Source organism: Pseudomonas sp. C11 (genome assembly GCF_034683865.1).
Lineage (GTDB): Bacteria > Pseudomonadota > Gammaproteobacteria > Pseudomonadales > Pseudomonadaceae > Aquipseudomonas.
In genome coordinates this window covers 45,433-62,732 of the sequence record NZ_JAWIIP010000010.1, presented here as the reverse complement: position 1 = coordinate 62,732, position 17,300 = coordinate 45,433, and the positions used below count along the sequence as shown (strand labels likewise).

Here is a 17,300-nt window from a genome sequence, read left to right as displayed (position 1 = left end):
AGGTTTAACCTGGCCTTTTCATTGGGTGCATGGGTTACAGCTTCATGTTGACCGAGAGATAGGCCGAGCGGCCCGGAGCCGGGGAGAACATCGGCTGATCGTCGCCACCCCAGAAGAAGTTGTCGAACCACACGTATTCGTAGTCACGGTCGGTCAGGTTCTTCAATTGCAGGTCGAGGCTGGTGGTGTCGCTGAGCTGGTAGCGCACATTGGCGTCGAGCACCGCGAAGCCGCCGTATTTGCCTTGCTCGTTCAACTCGTCGATGTAGTAATCGCCCTGCGCACGGGCCTGCAGGCCGAAGCGCCAGTCATCGTTGAGCTGGTAGTCGGCACCGAGGTTGCTGACGTAGCGCGGCGTGGAGAACACTTCGTTGCCGGCTAGCGACTGGCCGCTTGCGGTTCGGGCGCTGACCACCTTGGCTTCCTGGATGGCGTGCGAGCCCCATAGCGTCCACTGCTCGTTAAGTTGCACGGTCAGCTGCATATCGACGCCACGTCGTCGGGTTTCACCCAGGCCGACGGTGGTGCCGGTGCTGGGCATATTGGCCACTTCGTCGGTGGCGTCCTGCTGCCATACGGCGATGCGCGCTTGCGAGTCGGCGAAGGGGCTGAACTTCACGCCCACTTCCTTGCCGGTGTTGATCGAAGGCTTGAATGCAGCCAGGCCGGGCGTGAGATAGGCCGGTTTGTCGGAGCCCGTGAGAATCTGGAAGGTGCGCCCCCAGTTGGCGTAGACATCGATGTCGGGTGTGACGCTGTACACCACGCTGAGCTTGGGCTGCTCGATCCAGCCGTAGTCCTGCAGTTTAGCCTTCACGCCATTCATCAGCTCGGTATTACCCGAGAACTGATCCACTCGGTAGGCCGGAATGATCTTCAACTGCTCGATGGGCTGGATGATTGCCTGGACGTAAGCCCCGGTGTTGTAGAGCGTGTAGCTGTCGTCGTTCTGCGTACGTGCCGGCGTTGCGTCGAAGTCGGTGGGGATGCCGAAGTTGTAGCGGTAGCGGCGGTACTCGTTGTTCTGCTGCTCGTAGTTGACGCCGCCATCGAGGGTGAGCATCTCGTGGGCGCGCCAGGTCAGGTTGCTGAGCATGCCGGTCTGGCGCTCCTGCCACTGGCGGCGCTGACGTGGGGCATTGCCTACCGGGTAATCGGTGAAGGTCACGGTGCGGTCATCGTCGTAGCTGTTGAAGTACAGCTTGTTGCTCAGGCTCAGCTCGTCGTTGAGCTGGAAGTCGGCATGCGCGCTGAGGTGCTTCATGTCGCGGTCGTCGCCGTCGTTGGCATTCTTTTCCGGTGACTGGGTGCGGCTGGCGGCCAGTTGCTGCGCGGTGAGAAAGCCCGGTTCCTCGGCCTGGTGATGGTAGAGGCGGGCGATCAGGCCGAGCTTCATGGTTTGCTCGTCGTCGCTGACAAACCACTTGCCGCCCACGGAATACTTGTTCGACTCGCTGTGATCGCGAAAGCCCTGCGAGTCCTGTTTGGCCATGAAGTAGTTCTGCGCGAAGTTGCCTTCTTCGTGGCCGACGGCCAGTTGCACTTCGCGGGTGTCGAAGCTGCCGTAGGTCAGGCGGCCGTCGGTGTAGTTGCCGCCCTGGCGCGTGGCGAAGTTGATGTTGCCGCCGATGTTGTGCAGGCCGTAACGCGGGTCGTTGGTGCCGCGCACCACCTCGATGTAATCGATGTCCAGCGGGAAGATCATGTCGATGAAGCGCTGGTTGCCGCTGTTGACGTTACTCGGGATGCCGTCGATCAGGGTCTTGATGCCGTTGATGTAGCCCTCGCCATTGAAGGCGCGGAAGGTGACCTTGCCGGATTCGGCGCCCATGCGTGTTTCGGTCAGCTGGATGCCGGGCATCTGGCCCAGCAGCTCCCAGCTGTTGCTCACGGTCTTATCTTCGATCTTGTCGCTGCCCATGATGTCGACCGAAGTCAGGATGCTGTCGGTGAGCAGCGGGCCGTTATCCTTGGGCGTCACGGTGATTGCGCCCAGCGAGAGAGTGGAGGTGCCGGACGATTCGGCATGCAGGTCGGCAGTGAACAGTGCAGTCAGAACGGCGAGGGAGGCCGAAGTGGCTTTCATGGGTATTCCTAGTTGTCGTGCTGGCGGTGGGCAGAAGGCTTCGCGATTGAGCGATGTGGTTATGGATTGGCGTTGCAGGGCTCTGGCTTGTCCTCTGGGGCGGATCCGGGGGAGATGATAAATATGTTATACCATAACAATTTGTCTGCATATTCTGTCGCCAGGCAGTCGGCTGCGGGCGTCCCGCTGATTCGTATGTGGAGGTTGACGTCTTAAAGGCGGAGCAGGATCTTGCCGAGGCCTGGGCCGCTATTGATCACGTCTTCGAGGCGGGTGACATCCTGGTGTTCGATGCCGATCTGGTGCACGCCGGCAGCCTCAACCACAGCGGTGCACGAAGGCGTTCCATCCTCATCAGCTACCTGGCCGAACCCTTGTATGCATCGCACCGGCAGACCCGGACGCTGCGCGGCGTGAGCATGGACTGTCAGGAACGCTTCGGGCCTGCCGATTTTCCCTGGCCTGGCGCCTGAGTCGTCAGCCGTTCGGCAACACGTCGTAAGGCGTGTTGCTGATGAAGGTGTTGCGCCAATCCGGACGCCATTGGGGAATGCTGAGGGTGAACCGGCGCTGGCGTTTGTCGAACTCGATCCAGGTTACGCCCAGGCTCCGTTCATCCTCGGTGACGCGCATGTCGACGGACTGGCGCAGGTAGAGCGGGCTGCGAAACACCTGGTCAGGATTCTGGCGGTCGATGATGCGCAGGTACGCGAGCCCGCCCAGAGGGGCAAGCATACCGCCGACTGGCACGCTTTCGATCAGATAACCGCCGAGTGGGCTGACCTCAGAGACCGATGCGGGTGCGTTGAGCGCTTCGTGCAGCACCCAGCCAAGGCACGAGGCCAGGACGGCGACAAGGCCATAAGCTGCGATAAAGGCTTTCTTCATGTCAGTGTCTTGGCAAGGTGATGGCAGCCGTGCCGGGCGGCAATGGCTCGCGCAGCAAGTCGGAAAACACGCGGAAATCTCCGTCTTTCTTGTACCGGGCCCGATAGTCCGCGAAATGGCTGTCAAGCAAGCACCAGCACGTAGCGTTATCGGCACCCTGGAAAATACCGGCCAACGGTCGCTTTCGGGCCGCTATCGCTATTGACAGCACATTCCTGCAACGCACCTAGCTCGAAATCTGCAAGCCTGCGCTGCCAGGATATGAGCCGGGTCTGCTACTGAGCGAGGGTTCGAGTGGAAGTCGACCAGCATCTCTACTGGTCAACGCTACTGCTCATAAGTGCCTGTTTTCGATAAGCACCTTATTCGGCGGTCTGGTACTTGGCGATGACTCGGAACTGTGCAGCGACAGCCCCACTGCAGCAGTGACTCCGGGTGGGACGGCGATCCCGCTTCCTGAGTATGTAAGCGTGCTTGGTCAGGCGCGCTCTGTTTGCTCCAACATCGGCTGGCAAAATCGCAGAATGGCTTCAGCGATGGTCTGCGGGGCTTCGCGCTGAGGGAAGTGGCCGATGCCATCGAGCACCTGTCGCTCGTACCGCCCTGTAAAGAAGGCTTCCCGCCCTTTGGAGCTGTCTGGGTGGTTGCAGGTGTCGGCGGCGCCATGCACGACCAAGGTTGGCACTGACAAAACCGGCGCAGGGTGCAATCGCGCTTCGTCTTCGGCGTAGGCCGGGGCGCCCTCGGCGAAGCCCCAGCGATGACGGTAGGAGTGCAGCACGATCTCGGCCCAGTCGTTGCCTTGGAAGGCCTTTGCAGCCTCATCGAAGTCGGCCGGTTCATACCAGCCTGCCGGTGACCAGGTGTCCCACATCATGCGGGTGAAATCCTCGCGCTCGTTGTGCAGCGCCTGCACGCCGCGTTCGGTGGCCATGTACCAGTGATACCAGTAGTTGCGCGCTTGCGGCAGTGGCAGCGGTTGGCTGGGATCGTTGGTGCCATAGCCCACCGATAGCAGCACCAGATGCGCGGCCACGCCGTCGTGCAGGCCGCAGGCATTGGCGGCGGCGCGGGCCCCCCAGTCATGACCGATCAGTGCAGGTTGGCTCAGGCCTAGGGCATCGATGAACTCCAGCAGATCGCGGCCCAGGGCTGATAGCTGGCCACTGCGCGGGGTGAGCGGATTGCGAAAGCGGGTGGGCGCGAAGCCGCGCAATGCGGGGGCCAGGATGCGGTAACCCGCTTTTGCAAGGAGGGGCGCCACTCCCTTCCAGCATTCGGGGCTGTCCGGCCAGCCATGCAGGAGAATGGCCGTTCGGGTGCCTTGCGGGTTCCATTCGAGGTAGGCGATGTCGAGCCGCTCGGTCGCGATGAACTGGTAGTTGGGCATGGACGGTCTCTCATCATGACGGTGCCTCAGAGTAGTTGGACGGTTCGGTTTGATTGGCGAATAATTGCCATGCATTGATGATTTTTTGTGTTGAGTGATCGAGGCAACATGCTTCCCAACATTGACGGCCCGCTGCTGGACACTGTGCTCTTACGCACCTTTCTCGAAATCGCGGACTGTGGCAGTTTCGCCACGGCTGCCGAGCGGCTGGCGCTGACGCCTTCGGCGGTCAGCGGGCACATGCGCAGGCTCGAGCAACTCGCAGGCGTCAGCCTGATGGCGCGCACCACACGCCACCTCGCGCTGACGCAGGCGGGCGATATCTTGTATGCATATGCCCGTAATATCTTGGCTCTGGAGCGCGAGGCACGTGCCAAGCTACGCGGTGCGCCATTGCGCGGGCGCTTGCGTATAGGTGCCTCGGAGGATTTCGCGAGCGCCTGGTTGCCGCAGGTTCTGCAAGGGTTCCGACAGTGGCATCCCGAGGCGATGATCGAGCTGAAGGTCGGTATCACCGCCGATCTGCTGCGGCAGCAGGCACATGGACGTCTGGATCTGGTGTTCGGCAAGCAATGCAGCCAGGTCGAGGGTAGCGGCATCCTGTTGTGGGAGGAGCCGCTGGTCTGGGCTTATGCGGCGGATCAGCCGCTGTCGGCCAGTGAGCCGCTGGCATTGGCGGTTTTTCCAGAGCCTTGCGTGTATCGGGAGGCGGCAGTCACGGCGCTGGGTAAATCCGCGTGCACCTGGCACATCGTTTTTGAAAGCAGCAGCATGGCTGGCTGCCTGGCGGCTGCGCGTGCCGGTTTTGCCGTGACGGTCATCGCCGACAGTCAGCGTGGTGAAGGCTTGCGCGTGCTCGGCAGCGAGCAGGGGTTGCCGCAATTGCCTGCCGCGCGTTTCTACGCGTTCACCGGCGAGGATACGCCGGCCTGTACGGCGTTGATCGAGGCTGCCCGTCGTGCCGGGCAGAGCCGCTTCAGTCTATTTGGCCTGCGTGCATGACGATCCCCAGGGGCGTCACGGCTTCGGCAAACGCTCCACCTGGTCCTTTGTCCCGAACAGATTCCAGCTGGCCACGAACAGCGCCGCTACCAGCGGCCCGATGACGAAGCCGTTGAGCCCCAGCAGGGCCAGGCCGCCGAGGGTGGAAATCAGGATCAGGTAGTCGGGCATGCGGGTGTCCTTGCCGACCAGGATGGGGCGCAGGATGTTGTCCACCAGGCCGATCACCAGCACGCCGAAGGCGGTGAGGATGATGCCTTGCACCAGGCTGCCGCTGAGCATCAGGTACACCGCCACTGGCGCCCAGATGATGCCGGCGCCAGCGGCGGGCAGCAGCGACAGGAAGGCCATCAGCACGCCCCACAGCAGCGGGCTGTAGATACCCAGCGCCCAGAAGATCAGGCCGCCGAGCGCACCCTGTACCGCTGCAACGACGACGTTGCCCTTGACCGTGGCGCGCACCACGCGAGTGAACTTGAGCTGCAGGCGGCGTTTGGTGGTGTCCCCCAGAGGGACGGTGGCGCGGATGTCATGCGCCAGCTTGCGGCCATCGCGCAGCAGGAAGAACAGCAGGTAGAGCATGACGAAGAAGCTGACGAAGAACTCGAAGGTACCCTGGCCGATGGCGAAGACCTTGGTGGCCAGGTACTGGCTGCCGGCCATGGCGGCCTGCGAGACCTTTTCGCGCAGGCCGTCGAGGTCGCTTGCGCCAACGCGGTCGAGTTGCTGCTGCAGCGCAGGTGGCAGCATCTGCACGGTTTCGGTGACATAGGCGCCGATGTCCAGCTCGCCTGATTCCAGTTTCTGATACAGCGCAGTGCCTTCGGCCACAACGGCCGAGGTGATGAAAATTACCGGCAGGATTGCCACCAGCAGGCAGGTGGTCAGGGTCAGCAGGGCGGCCAGGTTGCCCTTGCCGCCCAGGCGCTGCAACAGGCGTTGCTGCAGCGGAGCGAACACCACGGCGAGCACCATCGCCCAGAACACGGCGCCGTAGAACGGCAGCAGGATCCAGAAGAAGGCGACCGTCACCAGGACGAGCAGGAGGATGAAGGCTTTCTGTTCGAAGGTCGGGCTCTGCATATCGGGTTCGCCGGGAAAGGGTGTGCCCGTTAGTCCCCCAGATTTTTGGCAAAGTGCCCGCTAAGTTGTCAGGGAGTCGTTGCCCTGGGCTGAACTGCAGTCGCTCGACCCGTGCAAGAGTGGCTTGACGGCCCTGGGATGATGGATGGCATGAGCACGATCATCCGGCGAAGGTTTGCCATGCGTGACGGGTAACTCAAGGCGCTGTTCGACCCGCGGGCTTTGCTGCGCCCACGCAGTTCCTCCAGATGGGATGGATGCACGCCTGGCTGTGCTCGCGCGAGGCAACGGCGTGAGGGACGCACGCTACTCGTGGCGTGCGTCGTTTTCGCGGTCGCGCAGGTAGTGCCGGGTGAAGGGGAAGGGCGGTAGCCAGGCTTCGCGACGGATCGTCCACAGCTCATAAGTGGGGGTGAAACGATCCGGATAATCCAATGAGCCGAGGTTCACTTCGATTTCATCCGTCGAGCGCGAGAACACCGACGAGCCGCAGCGCGGGCAGAAATGGCGCCCGGCGTAGTGGCTGGTTTCGCCCTGGATCGTCACCGCCTCCTGAGCAAAGATCGCCGACGCGTGGAAGAGTGCACCGTGGTACTTGCGGCAGTCCAGGCAGTGGCAGACCCCAACGCGATAAGGTTGGCCTTGGGCTTCGAAGCGTACCTGGCCGCATAGACAGCCGCCGCTGTGTTGTTCCATTGCCTTGTCCTCTTGTGCCAAGTGTTCCGCCAGCCTAGCAAAGGATTGCCACGCTACTGGCGCTGACTGGCCAGCGCTAGCAGGGCGCCGAAACCGATCAGCAGTCCGCCGAACAGGCGGTCGATCCATAGCCTGGCAGACAGCAGTCGGTCGCGCACGGCACCGGCGGAAAAGCACAGGGCGACCAGCGCGAACCAGCCGACATGAGCCAGGGCGATGAAGGCGCCATAACCCAGTTGTGTGGCCAGGCCCGTGTCAGGCTGCACCACCTGCATGAACAGGCTGACGATGAACACGGCCGTCTTGGGATTGAGGGCGTTGGTCAGCAGGCCAGTGCGCAGCGCGGCGTTGCCTGCCTGCGGCATCTGCGCGGGGTTGGGTGCTGCGCTGCCAGCTTTGCTCAGCAGCATCTTCACGCCGAGATAAATCAGGTAGGTCGCTCCCGCCAGCTTGAGGGCATCGAAAAGCCAGATCGATTGTTGCAGCAGGCCGACGCCGAGCAGGGTGTAGGCGACGTGGATCAGTACACCCAAGCCGATGCCCAGCGCCGTGAGCATGCCAGCGCGGCGCGACAGCAGCAGGCTATTGCGAGTGACCAGGGCGAAGTCTGCCCCAGGGCTGATCACGGCAAGTAGGGTAATGGTGATTACAGCTATCCATTCGGTCATGGCGTATTCTTGCGTTGTTTGAAGTTGAGCCAATTATTCCGATGATCAGCGGCGATGAATAACGATGAGTTCTGACATGGGTGGTGAGCTGGACTCACAATCGAACGGATCGCGTCTGCCCTCGCTTCTGGCGCTGCGTTGCTTCGAGGCGGCGGCGCGGCTGGAGAATTTCAGTCGGGCAGCGGACGAGTTGCACCTGACCCATGGTGCGGTCAGCCGCGCAGTGCGTTTGCTGGAAGAGGACTTGGGCATCGTATTGTTCGAGCGGCGCAATCGTCGGGTATTTCTCAATGAGGCCGGGCGAAAGCTGGCGCGCGCGGTGGGTAATGGGCTGGGGCTGATGCGTCAGGCCTGCGGCGAGTTGCGCGCCAGCACTCGGCTGGCGCGCCCCCTGACACTGTCATGTGAACCGACCTTGCTGATGCGCTGGCTGATTCCGCGCTGGGGCGAGTTTCAGGCCAGCCAATCAGGGCAGGAGATTCATCTGCTGGCCGGTGGTGGGCCGTTCACCTTCGAGGCGGGGATCGATCTGGCCATCCGCCGCGATGATTTTTCCTGGCCTGCTGACTATCACGTCGACCCTTTGTTTGCCGAGCGGGTAGGGCCGGTCTGCCGGGCGGACAAGGTCGAACAATGGTTCGATGCACAGGGCTTGCTCGCCGATGCGCCGCAACTGCACACCCGTACGCGTCCCGGTGCTTGGGCCGAGTGGGCGGCTGCCGCTGGGCGGGTAGCGCAGGGTGGGCCAGGGCAGACTTTCGAGCACTTTTACTTCAGCTTGCAGGCCGCCGTCGCTGGCCTGGGGGTGGCCATTGGGCCCTGGCACCTGGTGTGCGACGACATTGAGAGTGGGTTGCTGGTCGCACCGCTTGGTTTCGTCGAGGATGGCTCGCGTTACTGCCTGTTTTCACCCTGTGTGCCAGGCGCCGAGAGCCTGCACGGGCAACTGCTGGCCTGGCTGCGGGAGATGGGCCGGGGGTGAGCGCTAGCCTTGCGCTTGGCTCAGAGACGATCCAGTTCCGCTTCGATCTTCGCCCATTCCGATTTCAAGGCGCGACGCAGGTAGGCGATGAACAGTCGGTCGCGCAGGCGTCGCAGCGGCCAGCGTTGCCGGGCGGCCTGGTTGCGTTCGATGGTTTCAGCGAGCCAGGTGCTGTCGAAGCCAGTCCAGATCGGCGGGATGGGCGCGAGCAGGTTGCCGTAACAGGCGGGGCCGACATTCTCGTAGAGGGCGGCTTGCGCCGTGGCGCGGTCGAATCCCTGCAACTGTCGGGCGATGTATCCGTAGTCGACCTCGTTGTCGACGAAGACCTCTGACAAGGCCGACCACAGCTGGATGCGTTCTTCGCGGGTCATGGGCCTTCATCCGCTTGCAGGAGATGGCGAGACTGTAATGGCTGGCGTGCAGCCTGACCATCCGCCTCGGGCTGCTGTGAAACTTCGGCGGATGTATCATCGGGCGCTTGTGGGCGCCGCGATTGCGCTAAGCCTGTTTCGTATCCGGGCCGCTTCAGGCGGTCTTCCCTCTGCGAGTGATGACACCATGATCGAGGTAACCGAAGTTTCCATTGCCGAGCTGCGTGCCGCGCTGGAGTCTGGCCGCACCACGGCGGTCGAGCTGGTCAAGGCCTACCTGGCGCGCATCGAGGCCTACGATGGCCCGAATACGCCGACCCAGCTCAACGCGGTGGTGGTGCATAACCCCGATGCGCTCAAGGAAGCCGAGGCTTCCGATGCGCGCCGTGCCCGTGGCGAGACGCTGAGCCCGCTCGATGGCATTCCCTACACCGCCAAGGACAGCTACCTGGTCAAGGGGCTGACGGCAGCTTCCGGCAGCCCGGCGTTCAAGGATCTGGTGGCGCAGCGCGACGCCTTCACCGTCGAACGCCTGCGCGCGGCCGGGGCCATCTGCCTGGGCAAGACCAACATGCCGCCGATGGCCAATGGCGGTATGCAGCGTGGCGTCTATGGTCGCGCCGAAAGCCCCTACAACGCCGACTACCTGACCGCGCCCTTCGCTTCGGGCTCGTCCAACGGTGCCGGCACGGCGACCGCCGCCAGCTTCTGTGCCTTCGGCCTGGCCGAGGAAACCTGGTCGAGCGGGCGTGGCCCAGCGTCCAATAACGGGCTGTGCGCCTATACGCCGTCGCGCGGGGTGATCTCGGTGCGTGGCAACTGGCCGCTGACGCCGACCATGGATGTGGTGGTGCCCTACGCCCGCAGCATGGCCGACCTGCTGGAAGTGCTCGATGTAGTGGTGGCCGAGGATGCGGACACGCGTGGCGACCTGTGGCGCCTGCAGCCCTGGGTGCCGATCCCGCGCCCGTCCGATGTACGCCCTGAATCCTACCTGGCACTGGCGGCCAAGGCCGATGCTCTGGCCGGCAAGCGCCTGGGCGTGCCGCGCATGTTCATCAACAAGGACGAGTTGGCCGGCACCAGCGAATCCCCCGGCATCGGCGGGCCGACTGGTCAGCGCATCCATACCCGGGCGAGTGTGATCGAGCTGTGGGAGGCCGCTCGTCAGGCTCTGGAAGCGGCCGGCGCCGAGGTGGTGGAAGTGGACTTCCCGCTGGTTTCCAACTGCGAAGGCGACCGTCCTGGAGCGCCGACCGTGTTCAATCGCGGCATCGTTACGCCGGAGTTCCTGCATGACGAACTGTGGGAGCTTTCCGGCTGGGCCTTCGACGATTTCCTGCGGGCCAATGGCGACCCCAAGCTCAATCGCCTGGCCGACGTGGATGGCCCGCAGATATTCCCGCACGACCCCGGCACGCTGCCGAACCGCGAGGGCGATCTGGCGGCGGGCATGGATGAGTACGTCAACATGGCCAAGCGTGGCATCAAACCCTGGGATCAGATCGCCACGCTGCCTGATGGCCTGCGTGGCCTGGAACACACGCGCAAGATCGATCTGGAGGACTGGATGGATCAGCTCGGGCTGGATGCGGTGCTGTTCCCCACCGTGGCCGATGTCGGCCCGGCGGATGCCGATGTGAACCCGGCCTCTGCGGATATCGCCTGGAGCAACGGGGTGTGGGTGGCCAACGGTAACCTGGCGATCCGCCACCTCGGCGTGCCGACCGTTACCGTGCCGATGGGCGTGATGGCCGATATCGGCATGCCGGTGGGGCTGACCTTCGCCGGTCGTGCCTACGATGACTCGACGCTGCTGCAACTGGCCTCGGCCTACGAGTCGACCGGCAGCAAACGCCTGGTACCGCCGTGCACGCCGCCGTTGGCGTGATTCGTATCGCTCGGGGATTCGCCGCGAAAGCGCCTCCCACGGCGCGAAGCTCTCCACGACTCCGTACGTAGGGCGGGTGTAACCCGCCATTGCCGTTGTGGCGGGTTACACCCGCCCTACGAGTCCTGAATTACTCGCGCAAATCCACCGCCGGTGCGCCCTGGCCGTCGAACAGCTGCGCCGGTTTGCGCGGCAGGATGCTCGGGCGGCCGTCTGCGCTGCCACCGTTACCGAGAATGCGGATGTCGCCGTATTTCTTGCCGGATAGCGCCGCCAGACCAGCCCCATCACGAACGATGGTGGGGCGCAGGAAGACCATCAGGTTGCGCTTGATGTGCGACTCGCGGGTGGAGCGGAACAGCCCGCCGATCAAGGGCATGTCGCCCAGCAGCGGCACCTTGGAAACGGATTCGGTGATGTCGTCCTGAATCAGCCCGCCGAGCACGATGACCTGGCCGTCGTCGGCGAGGATGGTGCTCTTGATCGAGCGCTTGTTGGTCACCAGATCGACTGCCTGCGCGTTGAGGCCGGTGCTGGGGGCGATGGAGGAGATTTCCTGCTCGATCTCCAGGCGCAGGGTGGCGCCTTCGTTGATATGCGGGGTGACCTTGAGGGTGACGCCGATGTCCTTGCGCTCGATGGTGGTGAAGGGGTTGCTCGAACCTGCTGCATCGGTGGTGTAGGAGCCGGTCTGGAAGGGCACGTTCTGCCCGACGAGGATTTCCGCCTTCTGATTGTCCAGGGTGAGCAGGCTCGGCGTGGACAGCAGGTTGCTCTTGCTGTTGGCCGACAGGGCAGTGATCAGCGCGCCGAAGCGATCACTGCCAACACCGATGATGGCGCCGTCGGGCAGGGTGGTGCCGTCTGGAATGTCGCCATCCTGCAGGATCTGCAGCACGGTGCCGACCGACAGGCCGGTACCGGCGAAGTTGACGCCGCCCAGGCCACCACTTTTTCCGCGACCGTCGACCGCCCACTGCACACCAAGGGCGTCGGTGATGTCGCCGGAGATTTCGACGATGGCCGCCTCCACCATGACCTGGGCGCGTGGCACGTCGAGCTGGCGCACGATGTCTTCGAGGGTCGCCACCACGTCGGGTTCGGCCAGCAACACCAGGGCGTTGAGGCTCTCGTCGGCACGGATGAGGATGTTCGACGGCTTGTCGGTGGTTTCACCGGTCTGTTGGTTCTTCAGCCCGTCGGTGAGTTCGCCGAGGGTTTCGGCCAGGGCTTTGGCGTCGTTATGGCGCAGGCGGATGACGCGGGTATTGGTCGAGCGGCTGCTGGGGCTGTCCAGCGAGCGGGCGAGGTCGGCCAGCTTGGCCCGGGCTTCCGGTGGGCCGAGGAGGATCAGGCGGTTGGTGCGCGCATCGGCCACCACCTGGGTGGCGCTGGTGCCCTTGGCCTGGCCACGGGCGATGGCGGTGTTGAGGACTTCGGCAGCGTCCATCACCCAGGCGTGTTGCAGGGTGACCACGCTGAAATCCTGCGCGCCGCTGCGGTCGAGCTGGCGCATCAGGTCTTCGATACGGGCGATGTTGGCGCTGCGGTCGCTGATGATCAGGGCATTGGCCGAGGTGACGGCGGCCAGATGGCCGTACTGCGGTATCAGCGGGCGAATCAGCGGAATCAGTTCGGACACCGGCACCTGCTGCACCTGGATCAGGCGGGTTTCCAGGCGATCCGGCGCAGGGCGGCTGTTGTCGGCTTCGGCCTTGGCCTCGGCATTGGGCACGATGCGCGCCTGGTCGCCCTGGGTGATCACGCTGAACCCGTGGGTCGCCATCACCGAGAGAAACAGCTGGTAGACCTCGGATAGCCCTAGCGGTGAGCTGGAGACCACGTTGACCTGGCCCTTGACGCGCGGGTCGACGACGAAGGTCTGCCCGGTGATGGACGCGATCTGGTCGATGAATTCGCGGATGTCCGCGCCCTTGAGGTTGATGGTCCAGCTTTCGTCCTGCTGGTTGGCGCTGCCCGCTACCGCGGTGATTTCGGCGTGCAGCGGCAGCGAGGCGCTGGCGAGGCTGGCAAGAAGCAGGGTGCAGGTCAGGTGGCTACGGAGAACGTGCATCGGTTCAGTCACTTTCCTGGGGCTGATCGGTGGGGGTATCCGGCTCCGGTTCGCCGGTGGCTTGCATGTGTTCGCGTAGCGTCTGCATGCGCTGGCGCAGGTCTTCGACGTTGTCCTGCTGCAATTGGTCGAGCTGGTCGAGGGCGTCTTCGGTAGGCGCTGCGGGCGGTGCGTAAGCGCTGTACTGGCCACTGTTGGCGCGGGGGAAGGCGAGGCTTTCACGGCGACCGTTACGCAGCAGCTCGACGCGATCCGCATACACCGCGTCGAGGCGTACACCGGGGGCGATTTCGCTGCCGACGGCATAGCGCTGTGCCTGCTCGCCCTGGCGCTGGATGAGCGCGCTGGAGCGTTTTGCGTCGCTGTGCACGAAGCTGCCAAGCAACGTCAGTTGCAGGTTGGTGGCTGGCGCAGGGCCAGTGCCGCCGCGCGACGGGCTGCCGAACAGTTGGGCGATCAGCGCCTGGTTGGCGAGTGTTAGGTTCGTCGCACCCTCGGGATGCTGCTCTGGCAGCGGGCCACGCACCAGGCGCAGCAGATCGGCGCTCTGCCAGGCGAGTGCGAGGCACAGGGCGATCAGCAGCACACTGCCGATCAGACCCGGGGCTTTTTCCTTGAGGTGCAGGGGAAGGGCCAAATGCATCACTCCGAAGACATTGCTCTAATTCTTTTTCTTATCGGCGGGGTGTCGCGGGGCGATCATAGCAGCCCGTGCGCAGTTCGCAGCGGAAAAATAGGATGGGTGTACCACACCGGGCAATGTGCTAAAGATAGCCGCCATAATCATTCTAAAAAGACCTTTCTTGCCGGTGTGGTGGTTGTGCGTGCCAGGGGAACCGATAGCCAACCTCGGACTCTCTTGAGCGCTGACACCCTGTTTCACAGGTATCGGTAGCCGCGTGCGGCTGGGTTATTCAAGACCAAGGTCCCGGTTCAAGGTTCGCTGCATGAATGCTTCTGCGCTCGATAATGTGCTCCGTCGCCTGCCTTTCAGCTTCGCCAAGCGCCACGGTGTGGCCTTCGTCATGCACGAGGGGCAGCTATGCCTGGCCCATCGCGCCGATTGCGAGCTGGTGGCCCTGGCCGAGGCGCAGCGTTTTGCCGGGCGCAGCCTGCCGCTGCAGGCGCTGGACGCCGCTGCCTTCGCTCAGGTGCTGGGCGCGGCCTATCAACATGACTCCGCTTCCATGCAACTGGCCGAGGATATCGGTGGCAGCCTCGACCTGGCCTCGCTGGCTGAACAGGTGCCGGAAACCGAAGACCTGCTGGAGCAGGAAGACGACGCTCCGATCATCCGCCTGATCAATGCCATCCTCGGCGAAGCGATCAAGGAAAACGCTTCCGACATCCACCTGGAAACCTTCGAGAAACGCCTGGTGGTGCGCTTTCGTGTCGACGGCATCCTGCGTGAGGTGCTCGAACCCAAGCGCGAGTTGGCCGCGCTGCTGGTCTCGCGGGTGAAGGTCATGGCGCGCCTGGATATCGCCGAGAAGCGCGTGCCGCAGGATGGGCGCATCTCGCTCAAAGTGGGCGGGCGCGAGGTGGACATCCGCGTGTCCACATTGCCCTCGGCCAACGGCGAGCGGGTGGTGCTGCGCCTGCTCGACAAGCAGGCCGGGCGCCTGTCATTGCAGCATCTGGGCATGCGCGTCGAGGATCGCGCGCTGATGGAAGAAACCGTGCGCAAGCCGCACGGCATCCTGCTGGTTACCGGGCCCACCGGTTCGGGCAAGACCACCACTTTGTACGCCAGTCTGGTCAGCCTCAACGACCACACGCGCAACATCCTCACCGTCGAAGACCCCATCGAATACCACCTCGAAGGCATCGGCCAGACCCAGGTCAACACCAAGGTGGACATGACCTTCGCCCGTGGCCTGCGCGCCATCCTGCGTCAGGATCCGGATGTGGTGATGGTCGGCGAGATCCGTGACAAGGAGACCGCCGAGATTGCCGTGCAGGCTTCGCTCACCGGCCACCTGGTGCTGTCGACGTTGCACACCAACAGCGCCATTGGCGCCATTACCCGCCTGGTGGACATGGGCGTGGAACCCTTCCTGCTGTCTTCATCGCTGCTCGGCGTGCTGGCCCAGCGTCTGGTGCGCTTGCTCTGTCCGGCCTGCAAGGAAGCCTACACGGCGGATACAGCCGAATGCGTGCTACTCGGCGTACCGGCCAGCCCGGCACCGACGCTCTACCATGCGCGCGGTTGTACCCAGTGTCATCAGCAGGGCTATCGCGGGCGCACCGGCATCTACGAGCTGGTGGTGTTCGACGAAACCATGCGCACCCTGGTGCACAGCCGCGCTTCCGAGCAGGACATGACCCGCCACGCCCGCACGCTGGGCCCGAGCATCCGCGACGATGGGCGGCGCAAGGTGCTGGAAGGGGTGACCACGGTGGAAGAAGTGTTGCGTGTGACGCGGGAGGAATAAATGGCGGCCTTTGAATACATCGCCCTGGATGGGCGCGGTCGCCAACACAAGGGTGTGCTGGAAGCCGACAGTGCGCGCCAGGTGCGTCAGCTGTTGCGCGAGCGTCAGTTGGCGCCGCTGGAGGTCAAGGCCACGCGCAGCCGTGAGCAGGGCAGCGGTGGGGCGCGCCTTGGGTTTGCCCGTGGCCTGTCGGCACGTGATCTGGCCCTGGTCACCCGCCAGTTGGCGACGCTGATCCAGGCGGCGCTGCCCATCGAGGAGGCGCTGCGTGCGGCTGCCGCGCAATCCACTCACTCGCGTATCCAGGGCATGCTGCTGGCGGTGCGCGCCCGCGTGCTGGAGGGTCACAGCCTGGCGGCCAGCCTCAAGGAATTTCCCGCCGCCTTTCCCGAGCTGTACCGCGCCACGGTGGCGGCGGGCGAGCATGCCGGGCATCTCGGCCCGGTGCTGGAGCAGTTGGCCGATTACACCGAGCAGCGTCAGCAGTCGCGGCAGAAGGTGCAGTTGGCGCTGCTTTATCCGGTGATCCTGATGTGCGCCTCCCTGCTGATCGTGGGCTTTCTGCTGGGTTATGTGGTGCCGGACGTGGTCAAGGTGTTCGTCGACTCCGGGCAGACCTTGCCGATGCTGACGCGTGGGCTGATCGCCCTTAGCGACTGGGTCAAGGCTTGGGGCCTGGTCGCATTGGTGGTGCTGGTGCTGGCGGTGATCGCCTTGCGCGCAGCGCTGCGTGACGAGACCTTCCGCCTGCGTTGGCACCGCTTTTTGCTGCGTGTGCCGCTGCTCGGCCGGCTGGGTCGCGCCACCGATTGCGCGCGCTTCGCCTCGACCCTGGCCATTCTCACCCGCAGCGGCGTGCCGCTGGTAGAGGCATTGGCGATTGCCGGCGAGGTGATCGGCAACCGGGTGATCCGTGGCGAGGTATTGGTGGCGGCGCAGAAGGTGCGCGAGGGCGGCAGCCTGACTCGGTCGCTGGAGGCCACCGGGCAGTTTCCGCCGATGATGCTGCACATGATCGCCAGCGGTGAACGCTCCGGCGAGCTGGATCAGATGCTGGCGCGCACGGCGAAGAACCAGGAAAACGACCTGAGCGCACAGATCGCCCTGCTGGTCGGATTGTTCGAGCCGTTCATGCTGGTGTTCATGGGGGCAGTGGTGTTGGTGATCGTGCTGGCCATCCTGCTGCCGATTCTTTCTTTGAACCAAATGGTGGGGTAATTAGGTGATACGTAGACAAGCTGGCTTCACGCTTATCGAAATCATGGTGGTGGTGGTGATCCTCGGTATCCTCGCCGCCCTGGTGGTGCCGCAGGTAATGAGCCGGCCGGATCAGGCCAAGGTCACCGCCGCGCAGAACGACATTCGCGCCATCGGTGCGGCGCTGGACATGTACAAACTCGACAACCACAACTACCCCAGCACCCAGCAGGGCCTGGAGGCGCTGGTGAGCAAGCCGAGCGGCAACCCGCCAGCGAAGAACTGGAACAAGGATGGTTACCTCAAGCGCCTGCCCATCGACCCCTGGGGCAATCCTTATCAATTCCTTGCCCCCGGCACCAAGGGCGGCGCCTACGACCTCTATTCACTCGGCGCCGATGGCAAGCAGGGCGGCAGCGACCTGAACGCCGATATCGGCAACTGGGATCTCTGACAGTCGTGAGGCGCGTGCCGGCGTGTCTGGGTAGGAGCGAGCTTTGCTCGCGAAGCCTTTGTTGTAGAAACCGTTCGCGA

General features: G+C 63.8%; 16 protein-coding genes. 7 read left to right on the top strand and 9 right to left on the bottom strand.

Going from position 1 to position 17,300, the window contains the following annotated elements; all coding sequences use genetic code 11:
- Positions 1 to 34 precede the first annotated feature (34 nt).
- The gene (locus VC352_RS16820) at positions 35 to 2,086 is read right to left on the bottom strand and encodes a TonB-dependent receptor (RefSeq protein ID WP_322980680.1); all 2,052 of its coding nucleotides are present in this window, start codon (positions 2,084 to 2,086) and stop codon (positions 35 to 37) included.
- A 197-nt stretch (positions 2,087 to 2,283) separates the two neighbouring features.
- Here VC352_RS16820 and VC352_RS16815 point away from each other — a divergent pair, with 197 nt between their 5' ends.
- Positions 2,284 to 2,559 (top strand): phytanoyl-CoA dioxygenase family protein, encoded by a 276-nt coding sequence (locus tag VC352_RS16815; RefSeq protein WP_322980679.1) that lies wholly within the window; start codon positions 2,284 to 2,286, stop codon positions 2,557 to 2,559.
- A gap of 4 nt (positions 2,560 to 2,563) precedes the next feature.
- Here VC352_RS16815 and VC352_RS16810 read toward each other — a convergent pair whose 3' ends face one another.
- Together VC352_RS16810 and VC352_RS16805 are read right to left on the bottom strand one after the other, a co-directional pair.
- Positions 2,564 to 2,974 carry a hypothetical protein gene (locus tag VC352_RS16810; RefSeq protein WP_322980678.1) on the bottom strand — a complete coding sequence of 137 codons (411 nt, stop codon included), beginning with the start codon at positions 2,972 to 2,974 and terminating at the stop codon, positions 2,564 to 2,566.
- 478 nt (positions 2,975 to 3,452) lie between these two features.
- Positions 3,453 to 4,364: an alpha/beta hydrolase gene (locus tag VC352_RS16805; protein WP_322980677.1), complete on the bottom strand. Its 912-nt coding sequence runs from the start codon at positions 4,362 to 4,364 to the stop codon at positions 3,453 to 3,455.
- A gap of 108 nt (positions 4,365 to 4,472) precedes the next feature.
- On the opposite strand from VC352_RS16805, the gene VC352_RS16800 reads away from it, so the two are divergent.
- Positions 4,473 to 5,366: a LysR substrate-binding domain-containing protein gene (locus VC352_RS16800; RefSeq protein WP_322980676.1), complete on the top strand. Its 894-nt coding sequence runs from the start codon at positions 4,473 to 4,475 to the stop codon at positions 5,364 to 5,366.
- Positions 5,367 to 5,381: 15 nt separating this feature from the next.
- Here VC352_RS16800 and VC352_RS16795 read toward each other — a convergent pair whose 3' ends face one another.
- The 3 genes from VC352_RS16795 to VC352_RS16785 form a co-directional block, all read right to left on the bottom strand.
- The gene (locus VC352_RS16795) at positions 5,382 to 6,449 is read right to left on the bottom strand and encodes an AI-2E family transporter (RefSeq protein WP_322980675.1); all 1,068 of its coding nucleotides are present in this window, start codon (positions 6,447 to 6,449) and stop codon (positions 5,382 to 5,384) included.
- Positions 6,450 to 6,755: 306 nt separating this feature from the next.
- Entirely contained in the window at positions 6,756 to 7,145 is a 390-nt protein-coding gene (locus VC352_RS16790; protein ID WP_322980674.1) for a GFA family protein, read from the bottom strand.
- 53 nt (positions 7,146 to 7,198) lie between these two features.
- A complete protein-coding gene (locus VC352_RS16785) occupies positions 7,199 to 7,813 on the bottom strand; it encodes a LysE family translocator (protein WP_322980673.1) in 615 nt (204 codons plus the stop codon).
- Positions 7,814 to 7,877: 64 nt separating this feature from the next.
- On the opposite strand from VC352_RS16785, the gene VC352_RS16780 reads away from it, so the two are divergent.
- Positions 7,878 to 8,795, top strand: coding sequence for a LysR family transcriptional regulator (locus VC352_RS16780; protein ID WP_322980672.1), 918 nt, complete (start codon positions 7,878 to 7,880; stop codon positions 8,793 to 8,795).
- 20 nt (positions 8,796 to 8,815) lie between these two features.
- On the opposite strand, the gene VC352_RS16775 is transcribed toward VC352_RS16780, so the two are convergent.
- Positions 8,816 to 9,169 (bottom strand): hypothetical protein, encoded by a 354-nt coding sequence (locus VC352_RS16775; RefSeq protein ID WP_322980671.1) that lies wholly within the window; start codon positions 9,167 to 9,169, stop codon positions 8,816 to 8,818.
- A 187-nt stretch (positions 9,170 to 9,356) separates the two neighbouring features.
- Here VC352_RS16775 and VC352_RS16770 point away from each other — a divergent pair, with 187 nt between their 5' ends.
- On the top strand, positions 9,357 to 11,060 hold the full coding sequence (locus VC352_RS16770) for an amidase (protein ID WP_322980670.1): 1,704 nt from the start codon (positions 9,357 to 9,359) through the stop codon (positions 11,058 to 11,060).
- A 130-nt stretch (positions 11,061 to 11,190) separates the two neighbouring features.
- Here VC352_RS16770 and gspD read toward each other — a convergent pair whose 3' ends face one another.
- Complete coding sequence (gspD, locus tag VC352_RS16765) at positions 11,191 to 13,134, bottom strand: type II secretion system secretin GspD (protein ID WP_322980669.1); 1,944 nt, start codon at positions 13,132 to 13,134, stop codon at positions 11,191 to 11,193.
- Positions 13,135 to 13,138: 4 nt separating this feature from the next.
- Positions 13,139 to 13,771, bottom strand: coding sequence for a type II secretion system protein N (locus VC352_RS16760; protein WP_416340196.1), 633 nt, complete (start codon positions 13,769 to 13,771; stop codon positions 13,139 to 13,141).
- A 310-nt stretch (positions 13,772 to 14,081) separates the two neighbouring features.
- Here VC352_RS16760 and gspE point away from each other — a divergent pair, with 310 nt between their 5' ends.
- The 3 genes from gspE to gspG are packed head-to-tail and all read left to right on the top strand — an operon-like array spanning position 14,082 to position 17,220.
- Positions 14,082 to 15,569 (top strand): type II secretion system ATPase GspE, encoded by a 1,488-nt coding sequence (gene gspE / locus VC352_RS16755; RefSeq protein WP_322980667.1) that lies wholly within the window; start codon positions 14,082 to 14,084, stop codon positions 15,567 to 15,569.
- The gene (gene xcpS / locus VC352_RS16750; protein ID WP_322980666.1) at positions 15,570 to 16,787 is read left to right on the top strand and encodes a GspF family T2SS innner membrane protein variant XcpS; all 1,218 of its coding nucleotides are present in this window, start codon (positions 15,570 to 15,572) and stop codon (positions 16,785 to 16,787) included.
- Positions 16,788 to 16,791: 4 nt separating this feature from the next.
- On the top strand, positions 16,792 to 17,220 hold the full coding sequence (gene gspG / locus VC352_RS16745) for a type II secretion system major pseudopilin GspG (protein ID WP_322980665.1): 429 nt from the start codon (positions 16,792 to 16,794) through the stop codon (positions 17,218 to 17,220).
- The last annotated feature ends 80 nt before the right edge of the window (positions 17,221 to 17,300 follow it).